General features: G+C 68.8%; 11 protein-coding genes. 5 read left to right on the top strand and 6 right to left on the bottom strand.

Going from position 1 to position 13050, the window contains the following annotated elements:
• Positions 1–64 precede the first annotated feature (64 nt).
• The 3 genes from KAQ61_RS17020 to KAQ61_RS17010 all read left to right on the top strand — a co-directional run bounded on the left by KAQ61_RS17020 (position 65) and on the right by KAQ61_RS17010 (position 2398).
• Positions 65–1072 (top strand): tripartite tricarboxylate transporter substrate binding protein BugD, encoded by a 1008-nt coding sequence (locus tag KAQ61_RS17020; protein WP_210929927.1) that lies wholly within the window; start codon positions 65–67, stop codon positions 1070–1072.
• 64 nt (positions 1073–1136) lie between these two features.
• Positions 1137–1514 (top strand): VOC family protein, encoded by a 378-nt coding sequence (locus KAQ61_RS17015; RefSeq protein ID WP_210929926.1) that lies wholly within the window; start codon positions 1137–1139, stop codon positions 1512–1514.
• 11 nt (positions 1515–1525) lie between these two features.
• On the top strand, positions 1526–2398 hold the full coding sequence (locus KAQ61_RS17010) for an HpcH/HpaI aldolase/citrate lyase family protein (RefSeq protein WP_210929925.1): 873 nt from the start codon (positions 1526–1528) through the stop codon (positions 2396–2398).
• Between the two features lie 51 nt (positions 2399–2449).
• Here KAQ61_RS17010 and KAQ61_RS17005 read toward each other — a convergent pair whose 3' ends face one another.
• Positions 2450–3757: a Glu/Leu/Phe/Val family dehydrogenase gene (locus tag KAQ61_RS17005; RefSeq protein WP_051519304.1), complete on the bottom strand. Its 1308-nt coding sequence runs from the start codon at positions 3755–3757 to the stop codon at positions 2450–2452.
• Between the two features lie 132 nt (positions 3758–3889).
• Between KAQ61_RS17005 and KAQ61_RS17000 the strand changes: the two genes are divergently transcribed.
• Both KAQ61_RS17000 and KAQ61_RS16995 read left to right on the top strand, forming a co-directional pair.
• Entirely contained in the window at positions 3890–4096 is a 207-nt protein-coding gene (locus tag KAQ61_RS17000; protein WP_210929924.1) for a hypothetical protein, read from the top strand.
• Between the two features lie 9 nt (positions 4097–4105).
• Positions 4106–5044, top strand: coding sequence for a fumarylacetoacetate hydrolase family protein (locus KAQ61_RS16995; RefSeq protein WP_210929923.1), 939 nt, complete (start codon positions 4106–4108; stop codon positions 5042–5044).
• Positions 5045–5246: 202 nt separating this feature from the next.
• Here the strand turns inward: KAQ61_RS16995 and KAQ61_RS16990 are convergent, their stop codons facing one another.
• The 5 genes from KAQ61_RS16990 to KAQ61_RS16970 all read right to left on the bottom strand — a co-directional run bounded on the left by KAQ61_RS16990 (position 5247) and on the right by KAQ61_RS16970 (position 12904).
• Positions 5247–8561, bottom strand: a complete 3315-nt coding sequence (locus KAQ61_RS16990; RefSeq protein WP_210929922.1) for a bifunctional diguanylate cyclase/phosphodiesterase — start codon at positions 8559–8561, stop codon at positions 5247–5249.
• 259 nt (positions 8562–8820) lie between these two features.
• A complete protein-coding gene (locus KAQ61_RS16985) occupies positions 8821–9885 on the bottom strand; it encodes a homocysteine S-methyltransferase family protein (RefSeq protein WP_210929921.1) in 1065 nt (354 codons plus the stop codon).
• 97 nt (positions 9886–9982) lie between these two features.
• A complete protein-coding gene (gene alkB, locus KAQ61_RS16980) occupies positions 9983–10645 on the bottom strand; it encodes a DNA oxidative demethylase AlkB (protein WP_210929920.1) in 663 nt (220 codons plus the stop codon).
• Between the two features lie 4 nt (positions 10646–10649).
• The gene (gene hutG / locus KAQ61_RS16975) at positions 10650–11456 is read right to left on the bottom strand and encodes an N-formylglutamate deformylase (protein ID WP_210929919.1); all 807 of its coding nucleotides are present in this window, start codon (positions 11454–11456) and stop codon (positions 10650–10652) included.
• A 65-nt stretch (positions 11457–11521) separates the two neighbouring features.
• Positions 11522–12904, bottom strand: coding sequence for an FAD-binding oxidoreductase (locus KAQ61_RS16970; RefSeq protein ID WP_210929918.1), 1383 nt, complete (start codon positions 12902–12904; stop codon positions 11522–11524).
• Between the last annotated feature and the right edge of the window lie 146 nt (positions 12905–13050).

Below are 13050 nucleotides of genomic sequence, written 5' to 3'. Positions count from 1 at the left end.
GTTCCCCCCGGGCACAGAGGCGACACCGACAACGCCCGTCCCATGTTCTACCTAGGAGACCACCATGACCCACCCATCCACCTCTTCCTCGCGCCGCTGGGCACTGAAGGCCTGCGCCGCAGGGGCCGTGCTGGCCTGCAGTGTGGGCCCGGCCCTGGCCAGCAACTGGCCCGACAAGCCCGTCACCCTGGTGGTGCCCTATAGCGCCGGCGGCCCCACCGATGTGGTCGCCCGCCTGCTGGCCGTGCCCATGGGCCAGAGCCTGGGCCAGAGTGTGCTGGTGGAGAACACGGTGGGCGCCGGTGGCACCATCGCCCCCACGCGCGTGGCCAAGTCCAAGAACGACGGCTACACCATCCTGATCCACCACATGGGCATGGCCACCGCGCCGGCGCTGTACAAGAAGCTGCCCTATGACCCGCTCAAGGACTTCGAGTACATCGGCCAGGTGCTGGACGTGCCCATGACGCTGCTGTCGCGCAAGGACTTCCCGGCCAACAACTTCCAGGAGCTGCAGGACTACGTCAAAAAGAACCAGGACAAGGTGTCGCTGGCCAACGCCGGCATCGGTGCGGTGTCGCAGCTGTGCGGCATGCTGTTCATGCACCAGTTGGGCGTGAAGCTGACCACCATCCCGTACAAGGGCGCCGGCCCGGCCATGAACGACCTGATGGGCGGCCAGGTCGACCTGCTGTGCGACCAGACGACCCAGACCGTGCCCGTGATCAAGGATGGCAAGCGCGCCAAGGTGTTCGGCGTGACCACGTCCGAGCGCCTGTCCTCGCTGCCCGACATTCCGACCCTGAACGAGCAGGGCCTGAAGGGCTTTGACGTGAAGGTCTGGCACGGCATGTACGCCCCCAAGGGCACGCCCAGCGAGGTGGTCACCAAGATCAACCAGGCGCTGAACGTGGCCCTGAAGGACGCGACCGTGAAGGCCCGCATCGCGGACCTGAGCTCGGACCTGGTCTCGCCCGAGAAGGCCACGCCGGAAGGCCTGCGCAAGCACCTGGAAGCCGAAGTGGCGCGCTGGGGCAAGGTGATCCGTGAAACCGGGGTCACGGCCGAGTAAGCCCCCGACAGGCGCGCGGCGGCCGGTGGCGGCCCCGCGCGCCGCCCACCTGGAGACTGTCCCCATGATTGACCACCTGGACCACCTGGTGCTGACGACCACCGACGAGGCCGCGTGCACGCACTTCTACTGCACCGTGCTCGGCATGCAGCTGGAAGTGTTCGGCGCGGGCCGCAAGGCCTTCGTCTTCGGCGCGCAGAAGATCAACCTGCACATCGCCGGCCGCGAGTTCGAGCCCAAGGCACAGCACCCCACGCCCGGCGCCCTGGACCTGTGTCTGATCACGCGGCTGCCCATGGACCAGGTCCAAGCCCGGCTGGCCGCGCATGGCATTGCGGTCGAATGCGGCCCGGTGGCCCGCACCGGCGCGCAAGGCCCCATCACCTCGGTCTATGTGCGCGACCCCGACCAGAACCTGATCGAGCTTTCCCAATACCCGTGACGCCGTCGACCATGTCCCCCCTGCTGCGCAATGCCTGCTCTTTCCTCTTCGTTCCGGCCAGCCAGCCCGAGCGCCTGACCAAAGCCCTGGCCAGCGGCGCCGACCTGGTGATTGCCGACTGGGAGGACGCCGTGGCCCCGGGCGCCAAGGCGGACGCCCGCCGCATGCTGGAAGCGGCCGTGCAGGCCCTGCCGGCCGCGCAGCGCGCCCGGCTGCTGGTGCGCACCAACGCCACCGGCACGGCCTGGTTCACGGCGGACGTGCAGGCCCTGGCACGCCTGGTGCAGCTGGGCGTGGCCGGCGCCGTGGTGCCCAAGGCCGACCACCCCGCCACCTTGCAGCAGCTGGCCCAGGCGACCGGCCCCCACTGCGCCCTGGTGCCGCTGATCGAAAGCGTGGCCGGCCTGGATGCTGTGGATGCCCTGGCCCAGGCGCCGCAGGTGGTGCGCCTGGCGTTTGGCCACCTGGACTTCCAGGTCGATGCCGGCATGCAGTGCGGCCCCGACGAAGGCGAGCTGCTGCCCACCCGCATGGCCCTGGTCATGGCCAGCCGCCGCGCGGCCCTGGCCGCGCCGATTGACGGCGTGACCGTCGACACCCGCGATGCGGCCCGCACCGCCGCCGACAGCCAGCGGGCCCTGCGCATGGGCTTCGGCGGCAAGCTGTGCATCCACCCGGCGCAGCTGGCAACGGTCCACCAGGTGTTTGCCCCGAGCGCCGCCGCCGTGGCCCAGGCCCAGGCCGTCGTGCAGGCCATGGCCGACGCTGCCGGGGGCGTCTGCACGGTCGACGGCAAGATGGTCGATGCCCCGGTGCTGCAGCTGGCGCAGCGCACGCTGCAGCGGCATGCCTGGGCACAGCAGCGCACGGCCCCCACGGCATGAAAAAAAGCGGCCCAAAGGCCGCTTTTTTTGAGAGGTGCGCGCAGCGCACGATCAGGGGTACAGACCGCGCATTTCGCGGGCGTGCAGGATGCGCTTGCACGCCACGATGAAGGTGGCCGTGCGCAGGCTGACCTTGTTCTCCTGGGCCACCTGCCAGATGGAGGCAAAGGCCTCCTGCATGATGCGCACCAGGCGGGCGTTGATCTCGTCCTCGCTCCAGAAGAAGCTGGAGAAGTCCTGCACCCATTCGAAGTAGCTCACTGTCACGCCGCCAGCGTTGGCGATCACGTCGGGCAGCACCAGCACGCCCTTGTCGTTCAGGATGTCGTCGGCCTCGGGGGTGGTCGGGCCGTTGGCGCCCTCGATCACCAGCTTGGCCTGGATGCGGTGGGCGTTGTCCTTGGTGATCTGGCCTTCCAGTGCGGCCGGAATCAGGATGTCGCAGCCCACGCCCCAGAAGTCGTCGTTCGCCATGGATTCGGCACCGGCGAAGCCGCCGACACCTCCCTGGGTGCGCACGTGCTCCAGCAAGGCCGCCACGTCCAGGCCGCTGGCGTTGTAGATGGTGCCCGTGTGGTCCTGCACCGCCACCACCTTGGCGCCCGCATCGGCAAACAGCTTGCCGGCGGTGCCGCCCACATTGCCGAAGCCCTGGACCGCCACGCGCGCCCCTTCCACGGGCAGGCCGGTCAGCTTGGCCGCTTCCACGCCCACGGTGAACACGCCGCGGCCCGTGGCCTCGACACGGCCCAGCGAACCGCCCAGGTCCACGGGCTTGCCCGTGACCACGCCGGTGGCGGTGGCGCCGGTGTTCATGGAGTAGGTGTCCATCATCCAGGCCATGATCTGGCCATTGGTGTTCACGTCCGGTGCGGGGATGTCCTTGGAGGGGCCGATCAGCAGGCCGATCTCGCTGGTGTAGCGGCGCGTCAGGCGCTCCAGCTCACCCTTGGACAGCTTGCGCGGATCGACGCGGATGCCGCCCTTGGCGCCGCCGTAGGGCACGTTCACGGCCGCGTTCTTCACCGACATCCAGGCCGACAGGGCCATCACTTCGGACAGCGTCACGTCCTGGTGGAAACGCACGCCGCCCTTGCCGGGGCCGCGGCTGAGGTTGTGCTGCACGCGGTAGCCCTCGAAGTGGGCGATCGAGCCGTCATCCATTTCGATCGGCACATCCACGATCAGGATGCGCTTGGGGCGCTTGAGCGTCTCCACCCAGCGAGCCAGCGATCCCAGATAGGGCGTCACGCGGTCCACCTGCTTCAGGTAAGTGCCCCAGGGGCCGACGTCGTCGGGGTTCAGGTAGGAGGGCAGCGCGTGCTGCATCAATTGCGCGGAATGGTCATGGACTGGCATGGAAACAACCTTTGAGAAATGGTGCGACAGACGCACAGCAAAAAGCAGGCAGGGCTCGCTTTTTTTCAGCGTACGCACGGCCCTTCTTGCTGTCCAAAGCCTCTTGCTTGTCAATCTATGCATTTAATGCATATGGATGCTTTTCCACTCAACAATCAGCAACTCAGCATCAACGCCAAATTATCTACCTGCAATTGTGAAATGCCTATCCGCGATATTTTTTGCGTGCCGCCACTGCCCGGTGCAGGCACCAATCCCGCGTTTGCGGCAAGGGAATCCGCCTGCGCTGTGCGGGATCCTGCGCGCCTCCGCGCCACGCCGCGCCAGCTTTTGCCATGATGCCGAACCATGTCGACCGATTCCCCCCAAGATTGCACCACGGGCTTCTGTGCCCAGGGCCCGTCCCCCTTTGCCAACCAGCCGCCAATGGGCCTGAACCTGCTGGCCAAGGATGACCCCGAGGACATCCTGCCCGACTGGCCCCAGGTGGCACCCGAGCTGCCCGCAGACGCCTATGCGATTGCCGACGCCCTGTGGTGGTCGCGCAAGCTGGGCGAGCGCTCGGCACGCGCCGAGGACATGGCCTTCATGCTGCAGGACGCGGACGCAGCCCGCGCCGTGCAGCGCGCCCTGGCGCGCACCTGGCGCTGGTGGCCCGAGGGCAGCGTGCCCCGCTACTGGAAGTCGGGCGCCCCGCAGCGCAGTGCCCCCCTGGTCCATGCGCCCCTGCCCGAGCCGGGCGTGCATGTCGGTGTGGACGTGGCCCCCGCGCCGGGCACGGTGTTCAGCCTGCGTGGGGTGGAGGGCGAGATCGCCCTGCGCCTCGGCCAGGACGTGAGCGCCGCCGACGCGGCCGCACTCACCCCAGACACGGCCGCCGCCCTGGTGGATGCCTGCGCCGTGGCGATTGAATGGGTGGACAGCCGCTGGCGCGAAGGCCTGCAGGCCCCGGCACTGACGCTGCTGGCCGACGGCCAGTGCCACGGCGGCCTGGCCCTGGGGCCCTGGCAGGACTTTGCCCCCCTGCGCCAGCACGACTGGATGCGGCAGACCTGCACGCTGCAGATCAACGAGGGGCCGGCCCAGGCGTTCACCGGCACACACAGCCTGCAGGACCCCACCTGGCTGCTGGCAGGCTGGCTGCAGCACGTGACCCAGCACTACGGCACGGTGCCGGCCGGCACCGTGGTCACCACCGGCACCTGGACCGGTTGCCCCACCGTGCAGGCCGGCGACCGGGTGCAGCTGCAGTTTGAGGGCCTGGGCGCGGTGGCCTGGCAGTTCTAAGCACTACGATCTCGCAGCACTTTCATAGCATCCAGCGCTGGTTGGACGGGCGCTAGACGTCGATTTGACTCCATAAGGCATGGGCCACCATGCCGGGGGGCGGCCCGGATGCCCAAACAGGCCGGCCGCCGTCCAGCGAAAGACCAGGCAGCCCAGCCCCTCTGGCGCCCACCCCCTCCCCGCCCAGGGCGGCGGGCGGCGCTCACTGTGGCAAGGCCAGCGACGACCGGTGGCGCTGGGCGAACGCGGCAAAGGCCTGCGGCTCCAGCGGCCGGCTGTACCAGTAGCCCTGCATCTCGTCGCAGCCATAGGCCTGCAGCAGCTGCGCCTGCTCGGCGGTTTCCACGCCTTCAGCAATCGTGCGCAGGCCCAGGCTCTGGGCCAGGCGGATGATGGCGGTGACGATGGCTTGGTCGCTGCCCTGCTCCGCCAGGTCGCGCACAAAGGACTGGTCAATCTTCAGCTTGTCGATGGCATAGCGCTTCAGGTAGCTCATCGAAGAGTAGCCCGTCCCAAAGTCGTCCAGCGCCACGCGGAAGCCCGCGGCATGCAGCTTGCGGATGGTGATCTCGGCCTGCTCGGGCTGCTTCAGCGCCACGGCCTCGGTCAGTTCCATCTCGATGCGCTGCGGCGCCACCCCGACCCGCTGCAGCGTGGCCAGCACCTCCTCCACGAACTGGGTGCGGCCGAACTGCGCCGCCGACACATTGACCGCCACCACCAGCTCCGGCAGTCCCTGGGCGTCCCAGGCGCGCAGCTGCAGCGCGGCATGCTCCAGCACCCACAGATCGATGGCCACGATGGTGCCGCTTTGCTCGGCGATCGGGATGAATTCCGCCGGCGAGACCAGTCCCCACTGCGGATGGCGCCAGCGCAACAAGGCCTCGGCACCGGTCAGGGCGCCGCTGTCCAGTGCGCACTGCGGCTGGAAGACCAGGAACAGCTCACCGTGCCGGGTGGCGTGCTTGAGGCCCGAGGCCAGCTCCAGCGAGCGGCGCGTGTGCGCCTGCATCTCGGGTGCGAAAAAGCGCAGCGTGTTGCCCCCGTCCTGCTTGGCGCGGTACATCGCCACCTCGGCCGCCGAGGCCAGGGTGCCCACCGTCTGGGCGTCGTCCGGGAACACCGCCACGCCGGCCGAGGCGCCGGTCATCAGCGTGTGCCCCTGCAGGCGCACCGCCGTCTGCAGCAGGGTCAGCGCGGCCTGCACCATCAGCGCCACGGCCGCCTGGTCCGCGCGGGGCACGATGGCCACATACACGTCGCTGGAATAGCGCGCCAGCGGCACCTGCGTGCCCAGGCTGCGGCGCAGGCGGTTGGCCTGCTCCACCAGCAGCTCGTCGCCGGCCGCGTGACCCAGGCTTTCGTTGACCAGCTTGAACTGGTCCAGGTTGAACCACAGCAGCGACAACCGATCGTGCTGGGCCGTGCTGCGTTCGATGGCCTGGGCCAGCTGTTCCTCGAACGACTTCTTGTTGCTCAGCCCGGTCAGGGTGTCGAAGTTCGACAGCGCGCGGATGCGTTCCTCGTCCTCGCGGCGCCGGCTGATGTCCTCCTTGTGCGCCACGTAGTGCGTCACCTGGCCGAAGGCGTCGCGGATGGGGTAGAGCGAGGCGCTCTCGGTGTAGGTCTGCCCGTTCTTGCGGCGGTTGATCAGCTCGCCCTGCCAGGACTGGCCCTGGGGCAGCTTGTGCCACATCTCGGCATAGGTGCTGCGCGGCGTCAGCCCGGACTGCAGCAAGCGCGGGTTGCGGCCCAGCACCTCCTCGGCGCTGTAGCCGCTGACCTCGGTGAAGGCGCGGTTGACGTAGAGGATGTTGGCCTGGGTGTCGGTCATCATCACCGGCGAGGGGCTCTGGTCCAGCGCCTCGGACAGGCGGTGGATGATGGCCTCCTGGCGCCGCTGCATGATGCGTTGCCAGATGGTGTCGGCCAGGGCCTGCAGGGTCTGCACGTCCTGTTCGCTGTAGCCCTCGGGCTTGTTGCCCACCGCCAACACCATGCGCACCCGCCCGCCCTCCACCACTGGCAGACAGGCACAGCGCTGCACCAGGGTGGTGTCGCCGCACTGGCTGGGCCACACCACGGCGCGGCGCTGGCGCAGCACCTCCTGCCAGGGCAGGGCCTGGGCCACGGCCTGCTGGTCCAGGCCCTGCGGGATCAGCGCCATGGCCAGGTCCATCCCCTGCTCATCGGGCCGCGCAAACAACAGCAGCGCCACGGGGCTGTGGCTCAGGCGCCGGGCATGTTCCACGCCGCGGTGCAGAAAATCGCTTTCCAGCTCGTAGCCGTCGTGGTGCTGCAGGTCCAGCAAGGCGGCATTCAGAAAGGACTCGGCCATCAGGTGCTGCTCGTTGTGCACGGCATTCGTGACATCGCGCAACAGCACCAGGTAGGTGGATGGTTGCCCGGGGGGCGCCGCCTTCTTGGCCACGGCCAGCTCGAAATAACGCAGCCCGTCGGCCTGGGACAGGCAGATGCGCTGGCCGCGGGCCACGCCCTGGGAATCGGCCTGCGCCAGCGCCGCCAGGCAGGTGGCTGCGGCCTCGGGCGGCAGGACCTCGGTCACAGACCTGCCCAGCAGTTGCTGGTTCGAGGCCGCCAGCCTGTCGGGATCGTTGGCATGCACCTCCAGGTACACCCCGCTGCGGTCCATTTCGAACAGCAGGTCGGGCAGGGTTTCCAGCGTGGCGCGCTGGCGCGCTTCGGCCTGCTGCAGCCCCAGATAGGGCTGGCGCACGGTTTCGACGAACAACCCGCGGTACAGGAAACCGTAGGCGATGATCTTGTACAGGTGCCCCGCCAGGTTGTAGACATCGGTCACATTGGCGTACAGCGTGAAGAAGTACTCGCCAATCCCCAGGATGAACGCCGCCAGCGCCAGGTAGATGCGCCCGGGCTCGCGCGTGCCCTGGGCCACGAAGCCCAGCCCCGCCACGAGGTAGGCCAGCATCAGCGCATATTCCAGCTGGATCTTGAGGGGCGTCAGCCCGCTGCCGGGCACGAAGGTGCGCGGAATGATCTGTGGATGGACCAGCAGCAGGTAGTGCACGGCCCCGACGATGCCGCCCATGGCCAGCAGGCTGAGGTAACGCCCCCGCCGGTCCAGCCAGCCGCTCCAGCCCTGGGGCCACAGCGCCGCCCACAGCAGCGCCGCCGCGGCCATGGCCCGCGCCGCCAGCCAGAAGTTGATGGCCTTTTCCGGGCCGCTGGGGGTGATGAAGTCCGGCATGCCGGCGTACGACAGGGCGTGCGACAGATCCAGCAGCGCCACGCCCAGCAGGCCGATGCCCAGCACCAGGGCGCGACCGTTGAGGCGGTATTTCTGCGTGACCCAGACAATGCTGAAGACCATGGCCGCCACGGCGATCGACAGCATCTCCATGATGGTGTGCAGCGGCAGGTAGCTGGCCAATCCGCGCGCCGCATCGGGCGCCGGCAGGATCCGCACCAGCAGCAGCCCGGCCAGCAGGGCCAACAGCCAGTACGCCGATTCGCGAAGCTCCCGGTGGTGGGTCATGGGTGCAAACTTCTTTCAGACATGCAGAAATGCCCCATGACGGTGCGTCACGGGGATCTGCACGGATTGTTGCATTCACTGACCCATTTGCGGCACAGCAAGATGCGCGCCCCCGCGTGGTGATTCGAATTCACCACAACGGCATGGCAGCGGCAGGGCGCATCAAAAAGCAGAGCGCCTTACGCGCTCGCAGCAAGCACAAGCGGTCAATTTGACCTGCAGTCGCCCGGTAAGGGGGCGGCAGGCCGTGGTGCGCGCCTCAGGCGTTGGCGGGGTAGAACAGCTTGCGGCCCTGGTCGGCCGACACGGCCTTGGCGATGGCACCGATGTGGTCGGGCGTGGTGCCGCAGCAGCCGCCGACGATGTTGACCAGGCCTTCGGCGGCGAACTCGTGCACCAGGCGGCTGGTCACGTCGGGCGTTTCGTCGAAGCCGGTGTCGCTCATGGGGTTGGGCAGGCCGGCATTCGGGTAGCAGCTGATGAAGGTGTCGGGCGCGGCCTTGGCCAGCTCCTGGATGTAGGGGCGCATCAGCGTCGCACCCAAGGCGCAGTTCAGGCCCACCGACAGCGGGTTGCTGTGGCGCACGCTGTGCCAGAAAGCGGTCACGGTCTGGCCCGACAGGATGCGGCCCGAGGCATCGGTCACGGTGCCGCTGATCATGATGGGCAGCAGCTCGCCCGTGGCTTCGAACGCTTCCTCGACGGCGAACAGCGCGGCCTTGGCGTTGAGCGTGTCAAAGATGGTCTCGACCAGGATCACGTCCGCGCCGCCTTCGATCAGCGCCACGGTCTGCTCGAAATAGGCCTTGCGCAGGGTCTCGAAGTCCACGTTGCGCGCACCGGGGTCATTCACATCGGGGCTGATGGACGCCGTCTTGGGCGTGGGGCCCAGGGCGCCGGCCACATAGCACTTGCGGCCGTTGACGCTGTACTTGTCGCAGGCGGCGCGCGCCAGCTGGGCGCTGCGCAGGTTCATCTCGCGCGCCAGATCGGCCATGTGGTAGTCCTCCTGCGCCACGGTGGTCGCGCCGAAGGTGTTGGTCTCGATCAGGTCGGCCCCGGCGGCCAGGTACTTTTCGTGGATGTCGCGGATCACATCGGGGCGGGTCAGCGACAGCAGCTCGTTGTTACCCTTCACGTCGTGCGGGAAGTCCACAAACCGCTGGCCGGCACCGTCGGCGCCCGCATAGCCCTCGCCCCGGTACTGGGCCTCGCCCAGCTTGAAGCGTTGGATCATGGTGCCCATCGCGCCATCAAGGATGGCAATACGCTGTTGCAGCAGGGCGGGCAGTTCTTGGGCGCGGGTGTAGTGGGGCAGGCTCATGGGGCCCGATTGTAGGAAGCTGTGCATGCCCTGCGCCGCTGCCCGTGGATTCCCGGCCCCCGCATCTGGCGCACGCCCTCCCAGCCGATGGCGCAGCTCAGCCGCGGTAGGGGCGCTGCGCCATGCGGAAGGTCAGATTCCAGCGCTCGGCCCCCAGCAGGTGGTGCTGGCCCGCCGGCAGCGGCCGCACCCCATGAAACACCATGCGCGAGGCCCCGCCCCAGACCAGCACATCGCCATGCTCCAGCCGCAGGCTGCGCACCGGGTCGCTGCGCTGCAGGCCACCCCAGACAAAATGACAGGGCAGGCCCAGCGACACCGAGACGATGGGTGCGGTCTTGTCGCGCTCATCGGCGTCGTGGTGCAGGCCCATGCGGGCACCGACGGCATAGGCATTGACCAGGCAGACATCCGGGTCAAAGCCCGGATAGCCCGCCTGCGCAGCCAGGGACTGGGCCTGCTGCTGCAAAAAAGTGGGCATGGCCGGCCACGGGCGGCCGCTCAGCGGATCGCTGCGTGTGTAGCCATAGCCCTGGTGCCCGGCGGCGGCCCAGCCCCATGTGCCGCAGTTGCTGGTGCGCACCGACATCGGCCGCCCGCCGGCCGTGAAAGCGGCCTGCAAGGGCTGCTGCGCCAGCACCTGCCGCACGGCCGCGATCCAGGCCGCGTCCTGGCGCGCAGCCCAGCCGCGCAGCAAGACCGCGCCCTCGGCCAGCGGCTGGGCGGGCTGGGGCTCGGTGTCGAACAGCGGCAGGCTCATGCACTCATGCGCGGGCGAAGTCCAGCGCCGCCTGCAGCAGGCGCTGCAGCGTGGGCTGGATGCGCGCGGCGCGCTCGGGCAGGAAGTCGAACGGCATCTGCTCCTGCATGTAGCTGCACTGCGTCATCTCCAACTGCACGGCGTGGATGCCGCGCGCCGGCGCACCGTAGTGGCGCGTGATATGGCCACCCTTGAAACGGCCGTTGAGCACGGCCGTGTGGCCGGGCGCCGTCTGCGCGATCTGCAGCAGCTGCTGGGCCAGGCCCGCATCGCAGCTGGCCCCGTCAGCCGTGCCCAGGTTCAGGTCGGGCAGCTGGCCCTCGAAGAAGCGCGGCAGCACCGAGCGGATGCTGTGCGCATCCCACAGCACAACCCGGCCGTGCGTGCGCTGCAGGCGGTCTAGCTCGGCGCGCAGCTGGTCGTGGTAGGGCTGCCAGTACAGGCGCTTGCGGCGCTCGATCTCGGCCGCATCGGGCTCTTGCGCCGCCGACGCATACAAGGCGGTGCTGGCGAAGCTGTCAACCGGGCACAGGCCGGTCACGCTCTGGCCCGGATAGAGGCTGGCGCCATCGGGCGCACGGTTGAGGTCGATCACATAGCGCGAATGCGTGGCCACCAGGAGGGAGGCCCCCAGGGCCTGGGCGCAGGCGTACAGCTGGGGCATGTGCCAGTCGGTGTCGTGCACCTCGCGGGCCTCGGGCGTCAGCCGGGCGGCGATGTCGGCGGGCAGATGGGTGCCGGCATGCGGCATGGAAATCAGCAGCGGCGCCGTGCCTGGATGGAAAACAAAGGGCAAAGGAGCTTGGGACATACGCAATCAGCTATCAAAAAACATGCCATGGCCCCGGCGCCGCACAGCGCCGCGGGCCCGGGCCATCAGAACACCTTGCCGGGGTTCATCAACCCCAGTGGGTCCAGCGCGGCCTTGATGGCACGCATGGCGGCCAGCTCCTGGGGCGTGCGGCTCAGGGCCAGGAAGGGCTTCTTGTGCAGGCCGATGCCGTGCTCGGCGGACACGCTGCCGTGGAAGGCGCCCACCACGCGGTACAGCTCAGCCTCGACCGCCTCGCACGCGCCGCCCACCGTGGCGCCGTCGGTGGAGACGTGCAGGTTGCCGTCGCCCACATGGCCGAAGAACAGCGTGTGGTGGCCGGGCCAGCACGCGTCAAACGCAGCCTGGATGGCTGCGGCGAAGCGCCCGATCTCGGCCTGTGGCAGGCTGACGTCGAAGTTCACCGGCGGGTGCATCTGGGTGTTCAGCTCGGCCGGGGCTTCGCGCAGCTTCCACAGCGTCTTGGCCTGGGTCTGCGACTGGGCGATCACGGCATCCACCACCTCGCCAGCTTCCATGGCGTCACCCAGGGCGGCTTCCACGGCCTCGCGCAGGCTGGCCTCGTCCTTGCCGTCCACGTCGATCAGCGCCAGCAGCGGATGGCGCTCCGCCAGCGGGGCCTGCAGCTGCTGCCACTGCACGGAGGCCTGCACGAAGTTGTCCCACATCAGCTCGAACGCGGCCACGCTGTTGCCGAAGCGACCCTGCATGCGCTGCAGCACGGCCAGCGCCTGGTCAAAACCCGGCAGGGCCACCAGGGCCGTGGCCTTGGCCTGCGGCAGCGGGCGCAGGCGCAGCAGCACGCGGGTGATCACGCCCAGCGTGCCCTCGGCGCCGATGAAGAACTGCTTGAGGTCGTAGCCCGTGTTGTTCTTGAGCATGGGCCGCAGCATGGGCAGCACCGTGCCGTCGGCCAGCACCACTTCCAGGCCCAGCACCTGCTCGCGCATCATGCCGTGCTGCAGCACGCCATTGCCGCCGGCATTGGTGGCCACGTTGCCACCGATCTGGCAACTGCCGCGCGCGCCCAGGTCCACGCCGAACGCCAGGCCCGCGTCCACGGCGGCTTCCTGCACGGCCTGCAGCGTGGCCCCGGCCTGCACCGTCATGGTGGCGGAGCGGGCGTCGATGGCTTCGATCGCCGGCATGCGCTCCAGCGACAGCGCCACACAGTCGGCGCTGGGCACGGCGGCGCCGGCCAGGCCGGTCAGGCCGCCCTGGGGCACCACGGGCACGCGGTGCTGGTGGCACAGGCGCAGGGTGGCGCTGACGTCTTCGGTGCTGCGGGGGCGGACCAGGGCCAACGGAGCGACGGGGGGCGTGCCGCTCCAGTCGGTGTGGTAGCGCGCGGGCACGGCATCGCCGGACAAGACCGCTTCGGCACCCAGGGTTTGGCGCAAGGCCTGCAGAAATTCTTGGGGGGACATGACTCAACCTTTCACTGCCCGCATTGTGCGGCGGCCAGCCATCCAGTGCCGGCAGCACCCGCCATCGCCAACCGGCAAGGCGGCGCTTGCATCATCCATTACACACATATAGTGATGCACCAAATGCATAGATTTACCGCATTCAT

This window comes from Comamonas aquatica (assembly GCF_018064205.1).
GTDB classification, from domain to species: domain Bacteria; phylum Pseudomonadota; class Gammaproteobacteria; order Burkholderiales; family Burkholderiaceae_C; genus Comamonas; species Comamonas aquatica.
This window is presented reverse-complemented; position numbering and strand designations above follow the sequence as displayed.

What these genes read in the sequence shown, in the direction of transcription:
- KAQ61_RS17020 (WP_210929927.1), top strand. Translation starts at nt 65, where the DNA reads ATGACCCACCCATCCACCTCTTCCTCGCGCCGCTGGGCACTGAAGGCC.
- KAQ61_RS17015 (WP_210929926.1), top strand. Translation starts at nt 1,137, where the DNA reads ATGATTGACCACCTGGACCACCTGGTGCTGACGACCACCGACGAGGCC.
- KAQ61_RS17010 (WP_210929925.1), top strand. Translation starts at nt 1,526, where the DNA reads ATGTCCCCCCTGCTGCGCAATGCCTGCTCTTTCCTCTTCGTTCCGGCC.
- KAQ61_RS17005 (WP_051519304.1), bottom strand. Translation starts at nt 3,757, where the DNA reads ATGCCAGTCCATGACCATTCCGCGCAATTGATGCAGCACGCGCTGCCC.
- KAQ61_RS17000 (WP_210929924.1), top strand. Translation starts at nt 3,890, where the DNA reads ATGGATGCTTTTCCACTCAACAATCAGCAACTCAGCATCAACGCCAAA.
- KAQ61_RS16995 (WP_210929923.1), top strand. Translation starts at nt 4,106, where the DNA reads ATGTCGACCGATTCCCCCCAAGATTGCACCACGGGCTTCTGTGCCCAG.
- KAQ61_RS16990 (WP_210929922.1), bottom strand. Translation starts at nt 8,561, where the DNA reads ATGACCCACCACCGGGAGCTTCGCGAATCGGCGTACTGGCTGTTGGCC.
- KAQ61_RS16985 (WP_210929921.1), bottom strand. Translation starts at nt 9,885, where the DNA reads ATGAGCCTGCCCCACTACACCCGCGCCCAAGAACTGCCCGCCCTGCTG.
- alkB (WP_210929920.1), bottom strand. Translation starts at nt 10,645, where the DNA reads ATGAGCCTGCCGCTGTTCGACACCGAGCCCCAGCCCGCCCAGCCGCTG.
- hutG (WP_210929919.1), bottom strand. Translation starts at nt 11,456, where the DNA reads ATGTCCCAAGCTCCTTTGCCCTTTGTTTTCCATCCAGGCACGGCGCCG.
- KAQ61_RS16970 (WP_210929918.1), bottom strand. Translation starts at nt 12,904, where the DNA reads ATGTCCCCCCAAGAATTTCTGCAGGCCTTGCGCCAAACCCTGGGTGCC.